The 17,793-nt window shown below is 72.0% G+C and carries 19 protein-coding genes; 10 read left to right on the forward strand and 9 right to left on the reverse strand.

All coding sequences use genetic code 11. The features are described from left to right. Positions 1 to 7: 7 nt before the first annotated feature. Positions 8 to 808: a helix-turn-helix transcriptional regulator gene (locus tag ABD830_RS11760; RefSeq protein WP_344986690.1), complete on the reverse strand. Its 801-nt coding sequence runs from the start codon at positions 806 to 808 to the stop codon at positions 8 to 10. Positions 809 to 894: 86 nt separating this feature from the next. Between ABD830_RS11760 and ABD830_RS11765 the strand changes: the two genes are divergently transcribed. Then, positions 895 to 1,617, forward strand: coding sequence for a dienelactone hydrolase family protein (locus ABD830_RS11765; protein WP_344986691.1), 723 nt, complete (start codon positions 895 to 897; stop codon positions 1,615 to 1,617). Here the strand turns inward: ABD830_RS11765 and ABD830_RS11770 are convergent. Beyond that, the gene (locus ABD830_RS11770) at positions 1,609 to 1,719 is read right to left on the reverse strand and encodes an ABC transporter ATP-binding protein C-terminal domain-containing protein (protein ID WP_378520698.1); all 111 of its coding nucleotides are present in this window, start codon (positions 1,717 to 1,719) and stop codon (positions 1,609 to 1,611) included. The genes ABD830_RS11765 and ABD830_RS11770 overlap by 9 nt on opposite strands. A gap of 171 nt (positions 1,720 to 1,890) precedes the next feature. Here ABD830_RS11770 and ABD830_RS11775 point away from each other — a divergent pair, with 171 nt between their 5' ends. The 4 genes from ABD830_RS11775 (at position 1,891) to ABD830_RS11790 (ending at position 4,265) form a co-directional block, all read left to right on the forward strand. Continuing rightward, on the forward strand, positions 1,891 to 2,346 hold the full coding sequence (locus tag ABD830_RS11775; RefSeq protein WP_344986692.1) for a helix-turn-helix domain-containing protein: 456 nt from the start codon (positions 1,891 to 1,893) through the stop codon (positions 2,344 to 2,346). Continuing rightward, complete coding sequence (locus ABD830_RS11780; protein WP_344986693.1) at positions 2,340 to 3,428, forward strand: alcohol dehydrogenase catalytic domain-containing protein; 1,089 nt, start codon at positions 2,340 to 2,342, stop codon at positions 3,426 to 3,428. Before ABD830_RS11775 ends, ABD830_RS11780 begins: the two co-directional genes overlap by 7 nt. A 44-nt stretch (positions 3,429 to 3,472) precedes the next feature. Next, complete coding sequence (locus ABD830_RS11785) at positions 3,473 to 3,871, forward strand: carboxymuconolactone decarboxylase family protein (protein WP_344986694.1); 399 nt, start codon at positions 3,473 to 3,475, stop codon at positions 3,869 to 3,871. Between the two features lie 82 nt (positions 3,872 to 3,953). Continuing rightward, positions 3,954 to 4,265 carry a hypothetical protein gene (locus ABD830_RS11790; RefSeq protein WP_344986695.1) on the forward strand — a complete coding sequence of 104 codons (312 nt, stop codon included), beginning with the start codon at positions 3,954 to 3,956 and terminating at the stop codon, positions 4,263 to 4,265. Here the strand turns inward: ABD830_RS11790 and ABD830_RS11795 are convergent. Then, positions 4,262 to 6,478 carry an MMPL family transporter gene (locus ABD830_RS11795; protein WP_344986696.1) on the reverse strand — a complete coding sequence of 739 codons (2,217 nt, stop codon included), beginning with the start codon at positions 6,476 to 6,478 and terminating at the stop codon, positions 4,262 to 4,264. The genes ABD830_RS11790 and ABD830_RS11795 overlap by 4 nt on opposite strands. A gap of 99 nt (positions 6,479 to 6,577) precedes the next feature. On the opposite strand from ABD830_RS11795, the gene ABD830_RS11800 reads away from it, so the two are divergent. Then, the gene (locus tag ABD830_RS11800) at positions 6,578 to 7,099 is read left to right on the forward strand and encodes a TetR/AcrR family transcriptional regulator (RefSeq protein ID WP_344986697.1); all 522 of its coding nucleotides are present in this window, start codon (positions 6,578 to 6,580) and stop codon (positions 7,097 to 7,099) included. Positions 7,100 to 7,105: 6 nt separating this feature from the next. Here the strand turns inward: ABD830_RS11800 and ABD830_RS11805 are convergent, their stop codons facing one another. Further along, entirely contained in the window at positions 7,106 to 8,215 is a 1,110-nt protein-coding gene (locus ABD830_RS11805) for an ROK family transcriptional regulator (RefSeq protein ID WP_344986698.1), read from the reverse strand. 98 nt (positions 8,216 to 8,313) lie between these two features. On the opposite strand from ABD830_RS11805, the gene ABD830_RS11810 reads away from it, so the two are divergent. Beyond that, positions 8,314 to 9,609: a Gfo/Idh/MocA family protein gene (locus tag ABD830_RS11810; RefSeq protein WP_344986699.1), complete on the forward strand. Its 1,296-nt coding sequence runs from the start codon at positions 8,314 to 8,316 to the stop codon at positions 9,607 to 9,609. 2 nt (positions 9,610 to 9,611) lie between these two features. Here ABD830_RS11810 and ABD830_RS11815 read toward each other — a convergent pair whose 3' ends face one another. The 3 genes from ABD830_RS11815 to ABD830_RS11825 form a co-directional block, all read right to left on the reverse strand. Next, positions 9,612 to 11,528 carry a PASTA domain-containing protein gene (locus tag ABD830_RS11815; RefSeq protein WP_344986700.1) on the reverse strand — a complete coding sequence of 639 codons (1,917 nt, stop codon included), beginning with the start codon at positions 11,526 to 11,528 and terminating at the stop codon, positions 9,612 to 9,614. 106 nt (positions 11,529 to 11,634) lie between these two features. After that, positions 11,635 to 13,047, reverse strand: a complete 1,413-nt coding sequence (locus ABD830_RS11820) for a serine/threonine-protein kinase (protein WP_344986701.1) — start codon at positions 13,045 to 13,047, stop codon at positions 11,635 to 11,637. Between the two features lie 9 nt (positions 13,048 to 13,056). Beyond that, a complete protein-coding gene (locus ABD830_RS11825; protein WP_344986702.1) occupies positions 13,057 to 13,878 on the reverse strand; it encodes a TIGR03619 family F420-dependent LLM class oxidoreductase in 822 nt (273 codons plus the stop codon). Between the two features lie 88 nt (positions 13,879 to 13,966). Between ABD830_RS11825 and ABD830_RS11830 the strand changes: the two genes are divergently transcribed. Beyond that, positions 13,967 to 15,214, forward strand: a complete 1,248-nt coding sequence (locus ABD830_RS11830) for an LLM class flavin-dependent oxidoreductase (protein WP_344986704.1) — start codon at positions 13,967 to 13,969, stop codon at positions 15,212 to 15,214. Next, positions 15,211 to 16,080, forward strand: coding sequence for a TIGR03619 family F420-dependent LLM class oxidoreductase (locus ABD830_RS11835; protein WP_344986706.1), 870 nt, complete (start codon positions 15,211 to 15,213; stop codon positions 16,078 to 16,080). Before ABD830_RS11830 ends, ABD830_RS11835 begins: the two co-directional genes overlap by 4 nt. A gap of 2 nt (positions 16,081 to 16,082) precedes the next feature. On the opposite strand, the gene ABD830_RS11840 is transcribed toward ABD830_RS11835, so the two are convergent. Beyond that, entirely contained in the window at positions 16,083 to 16,706 is a 624-nt protein-coding gene (locus ABD830_RS11840; RefSeq protein ID WP_344986708.1) for a TetR/AcrR family transcriptional regulator, read from the reverse strand. A gap of 65 nt (positions 16,707 to 16,771) precedes the next feature. On the opposite strand from ABD830_RS11840, the gene ABD830_RS11845 reads away from it, so the two are divergent. Further along, the gene (locus ABD830_RS11845) at positions 16,772 to 17,305 is read left to right on the forward strand and encodes a hypothetical protein (RefSeq protein WP_344986709.1); all 534 of its coding nucleotides are present in this window, start codon (positions 16,772 to 16,774) and stop codon (positions 17,303 to 17,305) included. On the opposite strand, the gene ABD830_RS11850 is transcribed toward ABD830_RS11845, so the two are convergent. Continuing rightward, entirely contained in the window at positions 17,302 to 17,757 is a 456-nt protein-coding gene (locus ABD830_RS11850; RefSeq protein WP_344986710.1) for a MarR family winged helix-turn-helix transcriptional regulator, read from the reverse strand. The genes ABD830_RS11845 and ABD830_RS11850 overlap by 4 nt on opposite strands. Between the last annotated feature and the right edge of the window lie 36 nt (positions 17,758 to 17,793).

Here is a 17,793-nt window from a genome sequence, read left to right on the forward strand (position 1 = left end):
CCCCTTACTAAGCAGACCACGAGGCGAGCAGCCGCAGCGACTCCTCGTTGGCGCCGCCCGGCTCGGGATGGAGCAGCATGAGCCGCTGCCCCGACCCACCCGGCAGCTCGAACGTCTCGTAACGCAGCACCAGCTCGCCCACCACCGGATGCGTGAACCGCTTGACCCCGTTGGCGCGCTCCTTGACGACGCGGCCGGCCCACAGCGTGCGGAAGCGCCGGCTGTGTACCGACAGCTCGCCGATCAGGGCGGTCAGCGCGGGGTCGTCGGGATGGCGCCCGGTGGCGAGGCGGAGCTGCCCGACCGTGGCCCGGAGCACCTCCTCGCGGTCCGCGTAGATGCCGGGTTCGGAGAGGAAGTTGTATCTGGCCAGGTTGGCACCGGGGTGGCAGAGGCCGGGGAAGAGGGCGGCGGCCAGCCGGTTCCAGGCGAGCAGGTCGAGCCGGTGGTCGGTGTGGAGGGCCGGGATGTCCGTCATCCGCTCCATGAGCTGCGCCAGCTCGCGCCGCGCCCCGCCGGACGGCCGCGACCTGCGGGGCCGCGGCGCGGCCAGGTCGAACAGGTGCGCCCGCTCGGCCTCGCTCAGGTCCAGCGCCGTGGCCAGCGACTCGATCACGGACGTGGACGGCTGGGAGGTCCGCCCCTGCTCGAGGCGTACGAGGTATTCGACGCTGATGCCCGCCAGCTCGGCCAGCTCCTCGCGGCGCAGCCCCCGCACCCGCCTGCGCGGCCCGCTCGCGAGCCCCACGTCCTCGGGCGTGACCTCGTTCCTGCGGGCCTGGAGAAATGCCCCGAGTTCCCGGTTCATGGGGACAAGTCTGCCGGGCCGGGACACGTGCAGCCTGCCACTGCGAGTACCTGGATAGCCGGGGTCGTGGCGGGCATGCTGCCCTCATGTGCCATTCCACCGACAGCCGGCCGCCCGCCCCGCCGATCCAGGGCGAGGTGGCCTCTCATGGGCAGACAGAGCTGACCGCCGCCGACGGCAACCGGTTCCTCGCCTACCGGGCCGAGCCCGCCGAGCCGAACGGGCGCAGCGTGGTGATCCTGCCCGACGTGCGCGGGCTGCACCCGTACTACCGCGACCTCGCCGTGCGCTTCGCCGAGGCGGGCTTCCGTACGATCGCGATCGACTACTTCGGCCGCACGGCCGGGCTGGGCGACCGGGGCGACGAGTTCGACTTCATGACGCACGTCAAGCAGCTCCACAGCGACCACGTGCGGGCCGACGCGAGGGCGGCCACCGAGGCCCTGGACGGCCCGGTGTTCACGGTCGGCTTCTGCATGGGCGGCGCCCAGTCGTGGCGGCAGGCGTACGAGGGCAACGGCCTGGCGGGCGGCATCGGCTTCTACGGCGCGCTGCGCGCCATCGACGAGCCGAGGACCGGGCCCGGCGCGCCCCTCCTGATGCTGCTGGCCGGCGCGGACACGGCCACCACGCCCGAGCAGTTCGCGTCGTTCGAGGCCGCGCTCGACCGGGTCGGCACGGAGCACGAGAAGGTCGTCTACGACGGCGCGCCCCACTCGTTCTTCGACCGCTCGTATGCCGAGTGGGCGGATGCCTGCCAGGACGCCTGGCGCCGCATCCTGTCGTTCACCGAGCGCCATTCATCCTAGGTAGGCGGCCCGGACGACCGGATCCTCCCTGATCTCGCCCGGCGTGCCGGTGGCGATCACCTTGCCGAGGTCGAGCACGACGATCCGGTGGCAGGCGTCCATCGGAGTCTCCTGAGGGGACCGTCGCCTTTAAACGACGGGGGAATCTGGAGCGAAAGGGCCCGCCAACGCCCGATCGTGTCCTGGCCTGCCAGGTCTGCGCATCAAAGATTTCTTTCCGGGTTTGTCGGTGCCAGCCGATACCGTGGTGTTCTGGTTACCGAACGTTGGGGGGTGGGTGTGCGCAGGTCGTTCAAGTTCTTGCTGCGCCCCACCAGCAAGCAGGCCGCCGCGCTCACGCAGTGCCTGGAAGACCATCGGGAGCTGTACAACGCCGCTCTCGAACACCGTCGTACGGCCTACCGCCAGGCCGGGGTGACGGTGCGGTACGGCGAGCAGTCGGCGGAGTTGAAGCACATCCGCGCGGACGACCCCGACGGTCAGGGCCGGTGGTCGTTCTCCTCCCAACAGGCCACGCTCCGCAGGCTGGACAAGGCGTTCCGCGCGTTCTTCGACCGTGTCAAAGCAGGCCGCATGCCAGGGTTTCCGCGTTTCAAGGGAGCTCGACCAGCCGGTGCTGCCCGACGTGGGAGCGTGGCGGCCGCCGCCACTACCGGAGTCTCAACGAGCGCTACCGAGCAACCGCTTGCTCGCAATCATGGGGCCGGGTTACCGTGGGGCGCATGCTGATGCGCGCGGCCGTGCTGACCAGGTTCCACGCCCCCATGGAGATCCGCGAGGTCGAGATCGCCGACCCCGGCCCCGGCGAGGTCCGCGTCCGGATCAAGGCGTCCGGTGTGTGCGGTTCAGACCTGAAGGCCATCGACGGCAAGAGTCCCGTGGTGAGCAGGTTGCCGTTCATCCTCGGGCACGAGAGCGCGGGCGTGGTGGAGAGCGTCGGCGTGGGCGTCACCGGCGTGCGGCCCGGCGACCACGTCATCATCTCGATGAACGGCCCCTGCGGGCGGTGCCGCTCCTGTGGGGCGGGCCGGTTCCACCTGTGCTCGGGTCCCGCCAGGCTGCAGGCGGTCATGGGCGGAGCTCCCAGGATCACGCTGGACGGGGAGGAGACGCGCCGGTTCATCGGCATCGGGTCGTTCGCCGAGTACGCCGTCGTCGCCGAGACCATGTGCGTCAAGGTCACGAAGGATGCGGCGCTGGACGCCCTGTGCCTGCTGGCATGCGGCGTCGTCACCGGCGTCGGCGCGGTGCTGAACGTCGCCGACGTCCCGCCCGGCGCCGCCGTCCTCGTCGTGGGCTGCGGCGGAGTGGGGCTCAACGTCATCCAGGGCGCGGTGCTCGCGGGCGCCACCACCATCGTGGCCGCCGACGTGGCGGAGCAGAAGCTCAAGCTGGCCGAACGCTTCGGCGCCACCCACACGATCCTCGCGGACGACCTGCCCCGCCAGGTGGACGAGGTGGTGAAGGGCGGCGTCGACTACGCCTTCGACGCGACGGGCGCCCCCGGCGTCCTGTCGAGCGCCTTCGCCGCGACCCGCTCCGGCGGCACCACGGTCATGGTCGGCAGCCCGCCGCAGGGCAGGCCGGTGGAACTGGACCCCGGCCTGCTGTTCGCCTCGCGCCGACTCATGGGCACCCAGGGCGGCGACGCCGCGCCCCACCGCGACCTGCCCATGCTGGCCGACCAGTACCTGAGCGGCCGCCTCGACCTCGACGGCCTCATCTCGGAACGCCTGCCGCTCGACCAGATCAACGCGGCGGTGGCCCACGTGCGGGAGGGCTCGGTCGCCCGTACGGTCATCACGTTCTGACCGGGTTTGCGTTAGAGCGCACTCCAACACCTAGCGTGGATCACATGACCACACGAGAAGAGAAGTACGAGCAGGGCCTGGCGGTGCTCAGGCAGATCGACGGCGAGGCGGGGCAGCGGGTGATCGACTCGCTCGCGGACATCTCACCCGAGCTCGCCCACCAGGTGGTCGCCTGGGGCTTCGGCGAGATCTACTCCCGCCCCACGCTGCCGCCCCGCGACCGGCAGCTGATCACCCTGGGCATGCTGACGGCCCTGGGCGGCTGCGAACCCCAACTGGAGGTGCACGTCAACGCCGCACTCAACGTCGGGATCACCCCGGCCCAGATCGTCGAGGCGTTCCTGCACGCCGCCGGCTACTGCGGCATGCCGCGGGCGCTGAACGCGACCTTCGTGGCCAAGAAGGTCTTCGCCGAACGCGGCCTCCTCCCGGTCGAGAACTGACACGTCGCACTCGGCGGTCCACCACGACGGCAGCCCCCGGCACTACTCTGAGTGACTGACGATCTCGGAGAGGAGACGCGAGGTGCGGATCCGGCGGGCCACCACGGCCACCCTGCTCGCGGCCCTGACCGGCCTGGCGCCGGCCCAGGCCGCGCGGGCCGCCAGCCTGTACGACTTCGCCGGCCAGGGCGTGATCATCTGGAGCGAGCCCACGGCCGGCTCCCCCCGCGTCGGCCTCGGCAATCCGGGCGAGGGCTTCGTGTCGGACCGGTCGGAGGAGCGCGAGCCGTACCGCTGCGCATGGTTCGACAGCGTCCTGTGGCACCACGGCCGCAACGCGACCACCGGCGCGGCCGGCTGGGTCGCCGCCTGCGACCTCGTCGACGCCGACTAGACCCCCAGTTCGACCGGCTCCGGACGCCGAGACTCCGGGCCGCCCTCCTCCTCGTGGCCCTCCACCGAGAGGTTCGGCAGCAGGCGGTCCAGCCAGCGCGGGCACCACCAGTTGAGCCGGCCCAGCAGCACCATCGTCGCCGGCACCAGGAACCCTCTGATGATCGTGGCGTCCACCGCGATGGCCACCGCCAGCCCCACTCCGAACGTCTTCACCATCGGGTCCGGGTACGCGATGAACGCCGCGAACACGGCCACCATGATCAGGGCGGCCGAGGTGATGACCCGCCCCGTCGAGCCGAGCCCCTCCGCCACGGCCCGTGCGTTGTCCCCGTGCCGCTGGTACGCCTGCCGCACCGCCGTCAGCAGGAACACCTCGTAGTCCATCGACAGCCCGAACAGCACCGCGAACAGCATCAGCGGCACATAGCTCTCGATCGGCACCGAGAAGAAGAGCGTCCGCAGGGCGTGGGAGCCCGCGGGTGCGTCCATGCCGACCAGGGCGCTGCCCAGGCCGATCGAGAACACCAGGGCCAGCGCGCCGAAGGCGGCGCCGAGCGAGATCAGGTTCATCACCGCGGCCTTCACCGCGACGACGGGAGCGCGGAAGGCGAGCAGCAGGAGCAGGGCGCTCAGCAGCACCACCACGCCGATGACCAGCGGGGTGCGCTCCGACATCCGGGTGCCCGAGTCAGCCATGGCCGCCACCTTGCCGCCCACGTGCACGCTCACCCCGGGCAGCGAGATGGCCCTGATGTCCTTGACCACGTCGGCCGCCCGCGTGTCGCTGGGGGCGTAGTCGGTGACGACCTGCAGCAGGATCGAGCGGCCCGAGGAGTTGACCTTGGGAGTGGCCACGTGCGCGACGCCGTCGACGTCCTGCACCTCGCGGGTGACCTGGTCCACGACGGGGTCCTTAGGGTCGGCCACCTGGGAGGGCAGCTCGGCGACCACGATCAGCGCGCCGTTGGCGCCGGGGCCGAAGCCGGTGGCTATCAGCTCGTAGGCGCGCCTGGGCTCCGAGCCCTGCGTGCCGTACCCGTCGTCGAGCGGCCCGAGCTTCAGCGCGAGCGCCGGGGCCGCGAGCAGGCCCAGCACCACCACGCTGCCGAGCAGCACCCGCCACGGCCGGCGCGCCACCCAGGATCCCAGGCCCGCCCATCCGGTGCCCGACGAGCCGCCACCGCGCAGGAAAGGCACCTTGAGCGCGTTGACCCGGTGGCCGAGCAGCCCGAGCAGGGCGGGGACGAGCGTGACCGAGGTCAGCACGGCGGCGATGACGGAGATGCCGGTGATCCAGCCGAGCGTCGCCAGCAGCGGGAACCCGCCCAGCATGAGCGCGCTCAGCGCGATCATCACCGTGCCGCCCGCGAACACCACGGCCCCGCCCGAGCTCGCCACGGTACGCCGTACGGACTCCATGACCGGCACCCCGTCAGCGAGCAGCCGCCGGTGCCTGGACAGCAGGAACAGCGCGTAGTCGATGCCCACACCCAGGCCGATCATCGTGGCCATGATGCCCGCCTGCTTGGGCACGTCCAGCACGTGCCCGAGCAGCCCGATCACGCCGAGCCCCGAGGCGACGCTGACCAGGGCCGTGAAGATCGGCACCATTGCCGCCACCAGCGTCCCGAACGCGAACACCAGCACCAGCAGCGCGCACACCACGCCGATGATCTCGCTGGGCCCGGTCTTGATCTCCTTGTCGGCGGGCGTGGAGCTGTCGGCCGCCACCACCTCGATCCCGGCGGCCCGCGCCGGGTCCGCCGCCTTCGACAGGGCGCGCGTGTTCTCGGCGGGCTTGGTGCTGTCGTGACCCTGCATGCGGATGGCGATGAGCCCGATCTGCAGGTTGGAGGCGATGCCGCCACGCCGGAACGGCGTGTCCACCTGCACGACGTGCGGCACGGCCCGCAGCCGCGCCAGGGCGTCCTCCACGGCCTGCTTGCGCCGCTTGTCGATGAGGGGCCCGTCGGCGGAGTACAGGACGAGCTGCACCGTGCCGCCGGGATCGTAGCCCGGCCCGAAGCCGCTCTTCATGAGATCGTGCGCCCGCTGCGTGTCCGTGCCGGGGATCGACACGTCGTTGCTGACCGGGCTGCCGAGCACGAGGCTCCCGCCCATCAGCGCCGCCGCCACGACCACCCATGTCGCCAGCACCAACCGGCCGTGCCGCGCGCACCAGCCGCCCAGCCGCCCAAGAAACCGCGTCATCGCCTGAAGTCCCTTTCGACGGCCGTCCTGTACGGTCGTACAGGACTACGATAAAGCAGGAAATATCCGACGGGGATGGATCACACCGGAAATGAGACGATGACCACACCCGACGACACCCGGAGCCGGATCCTGGCCGCGGCCAGGCAGCTGTTCGCCGAGCGCGGTTACGCGGGCACCTCCCTGGCCGACATCGCCGCGGCCGTGGGGCTGACCAAGACCGCCGTCGCCTACCACTTCCACCCCAAGGACCGCCTGGCCTACGAGCTGCTCGCCCCGGCGGCCGACGACATGCTGGCGCTGCTCGGGACCGACTTCCCCGACAGGGAGGCGTTCGTCGAGGCGCTGGTGACGTTCGCGGTGCGCTACCGCTCGGTGATCCGCCTGTTCATGGAGGATCTGGCCGCCGAGGACCCCGGCTCGCCGGACTCGGAGCGCGCGACGGTCAGGTCCTTCCGTGACGAGATCTTCGCCAGGCTCGCCGGCGACGACCCCGACCCGACGACCCGGCTCAAGAGCTGGGCCCTGCTCGGCGCGCTGCAGTGGGGCGCGGTCAGGACGACGGACCTGCCCGAGGACGAGGTCCGCGACGTGCTGCTGGAGGCCTGTCGGGGCTTCTAGAGCCTTCTAGAGCCCGAGTACCTGGCGTTCCACGTGGTCGAGCGCGAGGCGTACCGCGCCCAGCGCCACGGCCTCGTCCCCGAACGTGGACGCCACCACCTCCGGCACGCTCACGCAGAGCTCGGCGAGGTGGCGGCGGAGCGGCTCGAGCAGCACGTCGCCGGCGCGCGCGTGGCCGCCGCCGAGCACCAGCAGATCGGGGTCGACGGCCAGAGCCAGCGCGGAGGCGCCGATCGCCAGGTTCTCGGCGTAGCGGTCGACCCGCCGCACGGCGTCGCGATCACCCGCCAGCGCCGCCTCGAACACCTCCGCCGCGGTGGCGAACTCCGGGCCGTCCTTGACCAGCTCGCGGGCGGCGTCCTCCCAGCCGACCTGGCGCAGCGTGCCGATCTCGCCCGCCGCCCCGTTGCGCCCCTGATGCAGCCGGCCGCCGATCAGGATGCCCGCGCCCGCCCGGTGGCCGATGAGCACGTACACGACGTCGGAGGCGTGCTGCGCGCTGCCGCGCCAGTGCTCCGCGAGCGCGGCGAGGTTGGCGTCGTTGGCCGCCAGCGCGGCGCCGCCGAACCAGCGCCCGGCCAGCCCGGCCAGGTCCACGCCCGTCCAGCCGGGCAACGTGATCGACAGCGACACCCGCCCGGTGCGGTCCACGATGCCCGGGGTGCCCGCGGCCACCGCCCACACCCGCCTGTGCGCGATGCCCGCGCCGTCCACGCAGGCCAGCGACGTACGCCGGGCCGCCTCCAGCCGCTCGTGGGCCGCGGCGTCGCCGGGGACGGCGGCCCGCTCCCAGGCGATCACCTCGCCGTTGAGATCGGCCAGCGCGGCCACGATCGCGTCGCCGCCGACCTCCACGCCCATCACGTAACCGGCGTCCGCGCGGAACCCGAACCGCCGCGCGGGCCGGCCCATCGCGCCCTCGTCCGGCGGCACCTCTCTGACGTAGCCGCGCTCGCCCAGCTCGTCGAGGACCGTCTCCACCGTCTGCCTGGACAGGCCGGTGACGCGGCCGAGCCGGGTCAGCGTGGCCACGCCCTCGCGGCGCAGGGCACTCAGCGTGAGCTGGGTGTTCACCTTGCGCAGCAGCGAGGCGTCACCCGGGCGGAGCTCCGTCACTTATGAGACCCTTCCCCATAACTCAATGTTGACGAAGAACAGCCAGGATCCTAGCATCGGCCCGACATACGTTAACTGGTTCCATATGTGGAGGCGCAATGGTCACGCTCGCCGTCGTGGGCGCGGGTTCGCGGGGGGCCTCGTACGCCCGCCACGCCGTCGAGAGCGGCCAGGCGCGGGTGGTCGCGGTGGCCGATCCGCTGGACGCCCGCCGCGACAGGTTCCCCGGGGCGGCGCAGTACACGGACTGGCGCGAGCTGGCCGCGCAGCCCCGCCTGGCGGACGCGGTGATCATCGCCACCCAGGACAGGGACCACGTCGAGCCCGCGGTGCGCCTCGCCGAGCTGGGCTACGACATCCTGCTGGAGAAGCCGATGGCGGTCTCCGAGGAGGACTGCCGGAGCATCGTGGCGGCGGCCGAACGCTCCGACGCCGTCTTCGCCGTCTGCCACGTGCTGCGGTACACGCCGTACACGCGGGCGCTGAAGAGGCTGCTGGACGAGGGCAGGATCGGGGAGATCGTCAGCATCCAGCACCTGGAGCCGGTCGGCTGGTGGCACCAGGCGCACTCGTACGTGCGGGGCAACTGGCGGCGGGCCGACGAGTCCACGTTCATGCTGCTCGCCAAGTCCTGCCATGACCTCGACTGGCTGGTGTACCTCACGGGCAGGCAGGTCACGCGCGTGTCGTCGTTCGGCGGGCTCAAGCACTTCCGCCCGGAGAACCGCCCGGAGGGCGCGGCCGACCGCTGCCTGGACTGCCCGGTCGAGGCGGCGTGCCCGTACTCGGCCAGGCGCATCTATCTCCCGCTGGCCGGACGCGAGGTGTGGCCGCTGTCGGTGCTCACCGAGGACGTCTCCGAGGCGGGCGTGCTGGAGGCGCTCAGGACGGGCCCGTACGGCAGATGCGTGTACGCCTGCGACAACGACGTGGTCGACCACCAGGTCGTGAACATGGAGTTCGAGGGCGGCACGACCGCGTCGTTCACCATGACCGCCTTCACCCCGTCAATCCACCGGCAGACGCGGATCTTCGGCACGCGAGGGTCGATCGAGGGGGACGGCGAGCGGCTGACCGTCCACGACTTCGTCACCGGCCGCGCCGAGATCGTCGAAACCCGTCCCACGGGCCCGGAGCGGAGGAGCTCGGGGGGAGAGAGCGAGGGACGAGCCAACGAGCCCCGAAGCGGCCGCGACCATAAGCACGCGACAGCGGGTGGCGGCCACGGCGGCGGCGACGCAGGGCTGGTGGACGCGTTCCTGGCCGCGGTCGCCACCAGGGACCGCTCCTCGATCCTCTCCTCGCCGAGGGCCAGCCTGCACAGCCATCTCATCGCCTGGGCCGCCGAGAGGTCACGGCTGCACGGCGAGACCGTCACGCTCGAAGCGCGATGACGTCACTCGCCGGCGATCGTGCCCGTCGGGGTCTCCTGAGGCTCGTTGGGGTCGGGACCTGACTGGGCCGCCAGGCCGAACACGATCACGACGGCGCTGCCCGGCGCGGCGCACGTGCCCGGCTGGACGGTCTGGCTGAGGACCGTGCCCACCCGGGACTCGTCGTCCACCACCTGTCCCCTCGACCGTACCGAGAAGCCCGCCGCGGTCAGCGCCGCCCGCGCGTCCTCCAGGGACCGGCCGACGACCGAGGGCACCGGGACGCCGTTGCGGGCCACCGTGAGCGCCACCGGAGTGCCGCCCGTGACGCGGCTGCCCGCCGTGGGCTGCGTGGAGAGCACCTGGCCGTCCGGCTGGTCGGTGCAGGAGCGGGTGACGGCGCCGACCGCCAGGCCCGCGCCGGTCAGGCGGGACTCGGCGGCCTTGAGCTGCAGCCTCGTGACCGCGGGCACCGGCAGCCCCGCCGACACCTGCAAGGAGACCGTGCTGCCCTTGGCCACCGCCGTGCCCGGGGCGGGCTCGGCGGCCAGGACCTGGCCGATCTTCTGGGGCGAGTCGAGCTGGGTGACGGCGCCCAGGACGAGCCCGGCCCGTTTCAGCGCCTTCGCCGCCGCACTCTTGTCCATTCCCGTCAAGGACGGGACCGGGACGGTGACCGGGTGCGCCACCGATGAGCCGGCGGGATCGCGCTCCTGCGTCTTCTCCGGCGCGGCCGGGGACGACCGGCCGGCCGGGGAACGGGATTTCACCGGGTCCGAGTGCGGGGGGACCGACGGGCCGGCCGCCTGGGACGGCTGGACCTCGGGGTCCTTGTTCACGGCGGGGAGGAGGGTGGTGAGCAGGACGGCGGCCGTGACGCACAGGGCCGCGCAGACCGCGATGACCGCCCTCGGCCAGCCGCGCCTCGGCGCCGACGGGGCGTTCCCATAGGTCACCGGCTCCATCGAGCCGCTGCTCTCCCGGGTGTCCGGTAACCGGTAGCCGCCGGGCGTCCCCGTGGCCTCGGGCTGGGCGACGGGCGTACGGGGCCCGGAGGGCGCCGAGCGCTGCTCGGGCACCAGCGGCGGAGTGGCCCGCAGGATGTGCGGCGGGGGCGAGCTCAGCACCTCGGCCGGCACCTCGGCCCCGTCGCCCAGCAACTCGAACAGCAGGTCCCTGCTGGTGGGCCGGTTCCGCGCGTCCTTGTCCAGGCACGCGTCGACCAGCGTGCGCAGCCGCCCGTCCAGGCGTCCCAGCTCGGGCGGCGCGGTCAGGATGCGGTGCAGCACCGGCGCCACCGAGTCCTGTCCGAACGGCGCCGTGGCGTTGGCCGCGAAGCACATGGTGGCGCCCCACGAGAACACGTCCGCCGCCCCCGTGACGGCCGACGCGGTGATCTGCTCGGGCGCCATGTACGCGGGCGTGCCCACCCCCCGCCCGCTCACCGTGGCCGCCGCGTCCAGCGCCCTGGCCAGGCCGAAGTCGATCACGCGCGGCCCGTCGGACCCGAGCAGCACGTTCTGGGGCTTGAAGTCCCGGTGGACGATCCCCGCCCGGTGGATCGCCGCCAGCGCGGTGGCCGTGCTGACCGCGAGCCGCTCCAGCGCGCCGCCCCTGCGCGGCCCGGTGAGCGCGACCTCCCGGTGCAGCGAGGGCCCGTCGACGTACTCGCTCACGATGTACGCCCGGCCCTCGTCGAATCCGGCGTCGACCACCTGGGCCGTGCAGAACCTCGCCACGTGCTTGGCCAGCTCGACCTCCCGCAGGAACGCCGCCCGCTCGTCACCCACGGGCCCGTGCAGCAGCTTGACCGCGTACGTCTCCCCGCCCCGCGAACCGAGGAACACCGTGCCCTGTCCGCCCTCGCCCAGCCGTCCGGAGAGGTCGTACTCACCGAGTCGCTGGGGGTCCCCCGTTCTGAGCGGCTGCGCCGTTGGCACGGGCGCCTCCCCTCGCCGCCACCCTTCCTGCTCTCTACTGAAAGCAACGGGCCGCCTTCAGTCAACGGTGCGCACGGCAATCGCCGCCTGACCGTGACACAGCTGGTCAAGAAGCTCGTGCGACCGTGCCCGAATACGTCACTTCGTCCTTACCTTGGCGCGTCACCTTGATGGCCATCCGGTTCGAGTCGGACATCGGGAACATCCGCAGCGTTCCCGGATAGCACTCGCTCCCCATGACCTGATCGAGGGTGAAGACCGCACCGCGCCCGCTGCGCGCGAGCCGCCCGGAGCAGTGCAGGTCCGCTCCCCACCGCATCGTCCCGCCGTCGGCGCCCATGCGCAGCTCCACGGGGAAGACCCGGTGTGCGGTGAAGTGCTCGGCGGAGCCCGTCCACGTGCCTTCCAGCCCCGGCCCCTCCGCTCCGCGCAGCCAGAACACGAACCCGGCCACCGCCATGGCCACCCCGATCGCCGCCACGCCCAGCTGCCAGGGCCACACCCGCCTGCGCGCCGGGCGCTCCGTGGCGGTGTCGCGTGCGACGGCGGGGAAGCTCGTGGTGGGGTCGGGGTCCATGATCCGCCCGGAGTCGCCGGGCGGCGCGCTCTCCATGACCAGCCGCAGCCCGGCCGTGGCGGGATCGCCAGCGGCCGGAGGCTGCGCGGAGCGGGTGGCGCCGACGGCGGCCTGTGCGCCCGACGACAGCACGTCGCCGCCCGCCGCCTGCCCAAGCAGCCGCCGCAGCACCTCCTCCGCGTCGGGCCGGTCCCCCGGCTCCGGCGCCAGGCAGGACTCCACGATCTCCCGCAGCCGCCCGGTCAGCGTGCCGAGGTCCGGCTTGCCGTACAGGATCCTCGCCAGGACCTCCTGGTAGGTGTCCGCCTTGTACGCGTGCCGCCCCGTGGCGGTGTAGACGACGGTCAGCCCCCAGGCCCACAGGTCGGCGGGCGGCCCGGCGAGCTCACCTTTGATGCGCTCGGGCGCGAGGTACGCCGGGGTGCCGACGGGCACCGCGGCGGTCGTGGCCGCGGTGTCCATGAGCCGGGCCACGCCGAAGTCGATCACTCGCGGCCCGTCGATCCCGAGCAGCACGTTCTGCGGCTTGAAGTCGCGATGCACGACGCCGGCCCGGTGGATGGCCCCGAGGGCGGTGGCGGTGCCGATGGCCAGCCGCTCGAGCGAGCCGCCCAGCCGCGGCCCCTTGGCGACGACGTGCTCCAGCAGCGAGGGGCCCTCGACGTACTCGCTGACCAGGTACGGGCGGTCGCCTTCGAGGTCGGCGTCGAGCAGCTGGGCCGTGCAGAACGCGGCCACCCGGCGTACCGCCTCGACCTCTCCCAGGAACCTGCGCCGCACGTCCGGATCGCCGGACAGGCTCGCGTGCAGCAGCTTGACCGCGACCTGGGCGCCCTGCTCGGAGTGGCCGAGGTAGACGACGCCCTGACCGCCCTGGCCGAGCCTGCGCGACAACCGATACTCCCCCAGCTGTCTCGGGTCATCGGCTCGGAGTGCGGACATATCTTTCGATTATGCCGGGGTTTCGATCAGCCTCGCATAATCATCGAGGATCGGCAGCACTGTGCTCGCAGGGCCGCTGGGGAGCGTGGCCACCGCCTCCTCGATGCCCAGCTCGGCGAAGTAGTCGAGCTTCTCCCTGGTCGGCATCGTCCCGAACGGGATCACCTTGGCCATCGGCCGGCCCGCCTTCTCGCACGCCTCGCGCAGCATCGGCAGCGCCGCCCTGATGCCCTTGCCGCCGATCGGCATCCAGCCCTCGGCGTACTCGGCGACCTGGGCGAACAGCTTCGGCCCCGCGGCGCCGCCCACGTACACCGGTGGCCCGCTGCGCGGCTTGGGCCAGGACCAGGACGGCTCGAACCCGTCGAACGAGGCCACCTCGTCCCGCCACAGCGCCTGCATGGCGAGCACGTTCCGCCTGGCCACCTCGCGGCGGCGGCCGTACGGGACGCCGTGGTTCTCGATCTCCTCGACGTTCCAGCCGAAGCCGACCCCGACCACGACCCGGCCGCCCGACAGGTGGTCGAGCGTGGCGACGGCCTTGGCGGTCACGATGGGGTCGCGCTGGGCGGCGAGCAGGACACCGGTCCCGACGCGCAGCCGCTGCGTCGAGGCGGCGGCGAAGGAGAGGGCCACGAGCGGGTCGAGCGTGCGCTTGTACTCCTCGGGCAGTTCGTCCTGGCCCGTCGCGGGAGGGGTACGGCGCGAGACCGGGATGTGGGTGTGCTCCGGCACGTAGAGGGAGTCGAAGCCGCGCTCCTCCGCCGCCCTGGCGAGGTCCTGGACCGGCATGGCCAGATCCGTGACGAACATCGTGACCCCGAGCCTCATGCGATCTCCTTCTCGTTAACCAAGCGATTGCTCGGTTAAGATTTCCAGAGTACCTTGCAGAAGACCGTTCCGCGGAAAGAGGTTCCCGGTGAAGTTTTCTATCTTCCTGAATCCGCAGATTCCCGGCTCCGGGTACGCGGCCGAGGAGAACGCGAAGGCCAGACGGCCCATCGGGCGCGACACCGAGTCGTACCAGAAGCTGCTGCACGAGGTGCGGGAGATAGCGGTGCACGCCGACCAGCTCGGCTTCGACGCGCTGATGATGACCGAGCACCACTTCCATTCGGAGGGCATGGAGTTCTCGGTCAACCCGCTGATGTTCCTCACCGACCTCGCCGCCAGGACCGAGCGGATCCTGCTCGCGCCGCTCGGCCTGGTGCTGCCCGCCTGGGACCCGATCAGGGCGGCCGAGGACGTGGCCCTGCTCGACCAGTTCTGCAAGGGGCGGCTGCGGCTGGGGGTGGCGCGCGGCTACCAGAACCGGTGGATGAACGTGCTGGGCCAGCGCTGGCACGCGGCAGCCGCGCGTTCGGACGGGTCGGCCTCCGACACGCGGAACTTCGACGTCTTCGGCGAGGTGCTGAAGATCATGAAGATGGCGTGGACGCAGGAGACGCTGCGCTACAAGTCGGACGTGCTGGACTATCAGGTGCCTTATCCGTTTGAGGGCATCGAGGGGTGGCCGGCGCTGGAGTGGACCCGGACGTTCGGCGCGCCGGGCGAGCTCTCCGAGGATGGGAAGGTGCAGGCCGTCTCCGTCTGCCCCAGGCCGTACCAGAATCCCCACCCGGAGCTGTGGCAGCCGTTCACGATCTCGGACCGGTCGGTCATCAGGGCCGCCCAGGAGGACATCCTGCCGTGGATGTTCACCCCCAACCCGGACGACCACGCGGCCAAGGCCAAGCTGTACCAGGAGGAGTCCGCCAAGCAGGGCCGCCACTACAAGCTGGGCGAGCACACCGGCATCCTCAAGATCGTCGGCATCGCGGACACCACCGAGGAGGCCATCAACACCTTCGGCCGCAGCATCCCCAAGGACTTCGCCGCCTTCTTCGGGCCGTTCGGCTACCTGGAGGTGCTGCGGAAGAAGGAGGACGAGAAGCACAAGCCCATCTCCCCGGAGAAGGGCGACGCCAAGCGCATGAACGACGTGGAGATGGCGCTGTTCGGCACCCCTGACGACGTCAAGCGCGGCATCCAGCGGATGCTCGACCGGATGCCCGACCTGGAGTGGTTCGGCCTCTACATGCAGGGGCAGCAGGGCGTGCTGCCGCTGGACACGGTCAAGCGGAACCTGGAGCTGTTCGCCACCAAGGTCATCCCGGAGTTCCCATGAGGTTCTGGCTGGGGGCCTCGTTCGTCGACACCGACCAGTTCCTCGAGCTGGCGCGAGCGGCCGAGCGGTGCGGGTTCGACACGCTGACGCTGTCGGACCACCTGTTCTACGCCGACTTCGCCACTCCTTACCCGTACTCGCGGTCGGGGCGGCCGCGCTGGGACGCGCGTACGCACTGGCCGGACGCGTGGGTCACGATCGGCGCCATGGCCGCGGTCACCACCTCGCTCCGCTTCTCCCCGAACGTCTACATCGCGCCGGCCCGCGACCTGTTCACCGTGGCCAAGCAGGTGTCCACGGCGGCGGTGCTGTCGCGGGACCGGGTGACGTTCGGGGTGGGCGTGGGGTGGTGCAAGGAGGAGTTCGTCGGCACGGGGCAGGACTTCCACACGCGTGGACGGCGCCTGGACGCCATGCTCCCCGTCCTCCGCTCCCTCTGGGCCGGCGAGACGGTCACGCTGGACGGCCTCCCCGAGCTGTCGATCTCCCCCACCCCGGCCCGGCCGATCCCCGTCTACGTGGGCGGCGACAGCGACGCCGCGCTGCGGCGGGCGGCCCGGCTGGGTGACGGGTGGATCGGGAACCGGATCTACACGGAGGAGCAGCTCGACACCGTGCTCGACACGCTGCGGCAGCACCTTTCCGAGAGCGGCAGGACCGAGCCCTTCGACATCGTGGCGCCGCTCGCGGTGCTGCCGGACGCCGACACGTACCGCCACTTCGCCGCCAAGGGCGTGACCGCGACCATGGCCGCGCCGTGGTGGCTGGCCACCCCCGAGGAGAAGGCCCGGTACGGGGAAGGGACGCTGGAGCTCAAGATCGCCACCATGGAGCGCTTCGCCGAGGAGGTCATCGCCAAGCTCTGACGTCAGCGGGGCGGGAGGCCCAGCTTCACCATGGCCAGATCGACCAGGCCACTCGGGGCCTCCGCCGCCGCGCCGATGCGGGCCGCGGTTGCCGGGGGCTTCGCGGCCTCCGGGGGCTTCGGGACCTCTGTCGCCACACCGATGCGGGCCAGGGCCGCGAGGCCGAGATAGCCGCCGTACGCGTCCTGCGCCCGCCGGGACGCCTCCTCCGGCGACTGGCCGGCCTCCTCCAGGGCGGCCCGCATGAAGGCCAGCCGCCGTTCGGTCACCCGCCGCACCACCGGGCCGACTACTGGGCCGACCACCGGGTCGTCGGCCTCGCTGATCAGCCGGAACGAGATGGCCGCGTCACGCCCGTCACCGAAGGCCCGCTCGAGCAGCACCCGCATGCGCTCCACCGGATCGCGCACCTGCACCAGCCCGGCGATGATCGCCTCGGTCTCGGCCTCCCACCGCTCCAGCGCCGCCTCGACCAGCGCCTGGCGGTTGGGGAAGTGCCAGTAGAAGCTGCCTTTCGACACGCCGAGCCGCACCGCCACCGGCTCCACGGCCACGGCGGCCGTGCCGCCCTCCGCCAGCGCGTCCAGCGCGGCCTTCGCCCAGTCGTCCGCGTTCAACCGACCCACCCGCCCATCCTTCCATACGCCACCGTATAGTCCCTTCCATACGCAGCCGTACGGAAGGGGCAGCCATGCCGACGCTCACCGACCGGTTCATCCCTCGACCCGACGCCGCCGAGCGCCACTCCATCGTGATCCCCGCGTCACGCGACCGCGTCTGGGCCGCCGTCACGCATCCGACCTCGTTCAACCTCCGGGCGATCGTCGCCGTCCGGAACGTGGCCGCGCGGTTGAGCGGCGGCCGGCCGGAGCGCGAGGCCCCCCGCTTCACGCCGCTCGCCGAGGACCCGGGCCGCGAGGTGGTCCTCGGCATCATCGGGCAGTGGTGGCGCATCGGCCGCGCCGAGAGCGCGGGTCCGATCACCGGCGCCGGCGACTTCGACGCGTTCGACCGCCCCGGCTACGCGAAGGGCACGCTCAGCTTCCTGCTCGACGAAACGGCCGAGGGGCGGGTCAAGCTGGTCACGGAGACCCGCGTGGTGGCGACGAGCGAGGACGCGCGGCGCGCGTTCCTGCGGTACTGGATGGTGATCCGGCTCGGCAGCGGCCTCATCCGCCGCATCATGCTCGCCACCATCCGCGCCCGCGCCACCCGAACCCCCTAGCCGCCTTCGGCGAGGTTTCCCAGGATCCGCTGGAGCATGTCCGTGACCTGGGCGACCTCCTCCGGCGAGAACCCCGCGAAGACCTGGTGACTGATCCTCCCGAAGATCGGCGGCAGGCCGGGCACCAGCGCCCGACCCTCGTCCGTCAGCTCGATGACGATCGAGCGCCGGTCCTCGGGATGCCGGACCCGCCGCAGCAGCCCCTTGGCCTCCAGCCGGTCGAGCAGCCTGGTCATCCCGGCCGTGTCCGTGCCGAGCCGGCTCTTCAGCAGGCTGGGCGTGCTGTCACCGCGCGAGGCGTGCAACAGCAGCGCGGCCTGCTGCGCCGTGAGGCCGAGGGGGGCGAGGCGCCGCTCGGTCTCGGTGTTCAGCTCCCTGCCCACCTGCACGAGCAGCGACCCTCCCCCCAGGACCAGCTCGAACGTGGACTGCGCCGCACGGTTCTCGTTCATCTCCGCAGAATATCCTGTGTAGACATTTGCTGTCAC

The sequence above is a fragment of the Nonomuraea helvata genome, assembly GCF_039535785.1.
Taxonomy (GTDB): domain Bacteria; phylum Actinomycetota; class Actinomycetes; order Streptosporangiales; family Streptosporangiaceae; genus Nonomuraea; species Nonomuraea helvata.

What these genes read in the sequence shown, in the direction of transcription:
- ABD830_RS11820 (WP_344986701.1), bottom strand. Translation starts at nt 13,047, where the DNA reads ATGTCCGCACTCCGAGCCGATGACCCGAGACAGCTGGGGGAGTATCGG.
- ABD830_RS11770 (WP_378520698.1), bottom strand. Translation starts at nt 1,719, where the DNA reads ATGGACGCCTGCCACCGGATCGTCGTGCTCGACCTCGGCAAGGTGATC.
- ABD830_RS11795 (WP_344986696.1), bottom strand. Translation starts at nt 6,478, where the DNA reads ATGACGCGGTTTCTTGGGCGGCTGGGCGGCTGGTGCGCGCGGCACGGC.
- ABD830_RS11800 (WP_344986697.1), top strand. Translation starts at nt 6,578, where the DNA reads ATGACCACACCCGACGACACCCGGAGCCGGATCCTGGCCGCGGCCAGG.
- ABD830_RS11850 (WP_344986710.1), bottom strand. Translation starts at nt 17,757, where the DNA reads ATGAACGAGAACCGTGCGGCGCAGTCCACGTTCGAGCTGGTCCTGGGG.
- ABD830_RS11760 (WP_344986690.1), bottom strand. Translation starts at nt 808, where the DNA reads ATGAACCGGGAACTCGGGGCATTTCTCCAGGCCCGCAGGAACGAGGTC.
- ABD830_RS11845 (WP_344986709.1), top strand. Translation starts at nt 16,772, where the DNA reads ATGCCGACGCTCACCGACCGGTTCATCCCTCGACCCGACGCCGCCGAG.
- ABD830_RS11780 (WP_344986693.1), top strand. Translation starts at nt 2,340, where the DNA reads ATGCTGATGCGCGCGGCCGTGCTGACCAGGTTCCACGCCCCCATGGAG.
- ABD830_RS11810 (WP_344986699.1), top strand. Translation starts at nt 8,314, where the DNA reads ATGGTCACGCTCGCCGTCGTGGGCGCGGGTTCGCGGGGGGCCTCGTAC.
- ABD830_RS11825 (WP_344986702.1), bottom strand. Translation starts at nt 13,878, where the DNA reads ATGAGGCTCGGGGTCACGATGTTCGTCACGGATCTGGCCATGCCGGTC.
- ABD830_RS11785 (WP_344986694.1), top strand. Translation starts at nt 3,473, where the DNA reads ATGACCACACGAGAAGAGAAGTACGAGCAGGGCCTGGCGGTGCTCAGG.
- ABD830_RS11835 (WP_344986706.1), top strand. Translation starts at nt 15,211, where the DNA reads ATGAGGTTCTGGCTGGGGGCCTCGTTCGTCGACACCGACCAGTTCCTC.
- ABD830_RS11765 (WP_344986691.1), top strand. Translation starts at nt 895, where the DNA reads ATGTGCCATTCCACCGACAGCCGGCCGCCCGCCCCGCCGATCCAGGGC.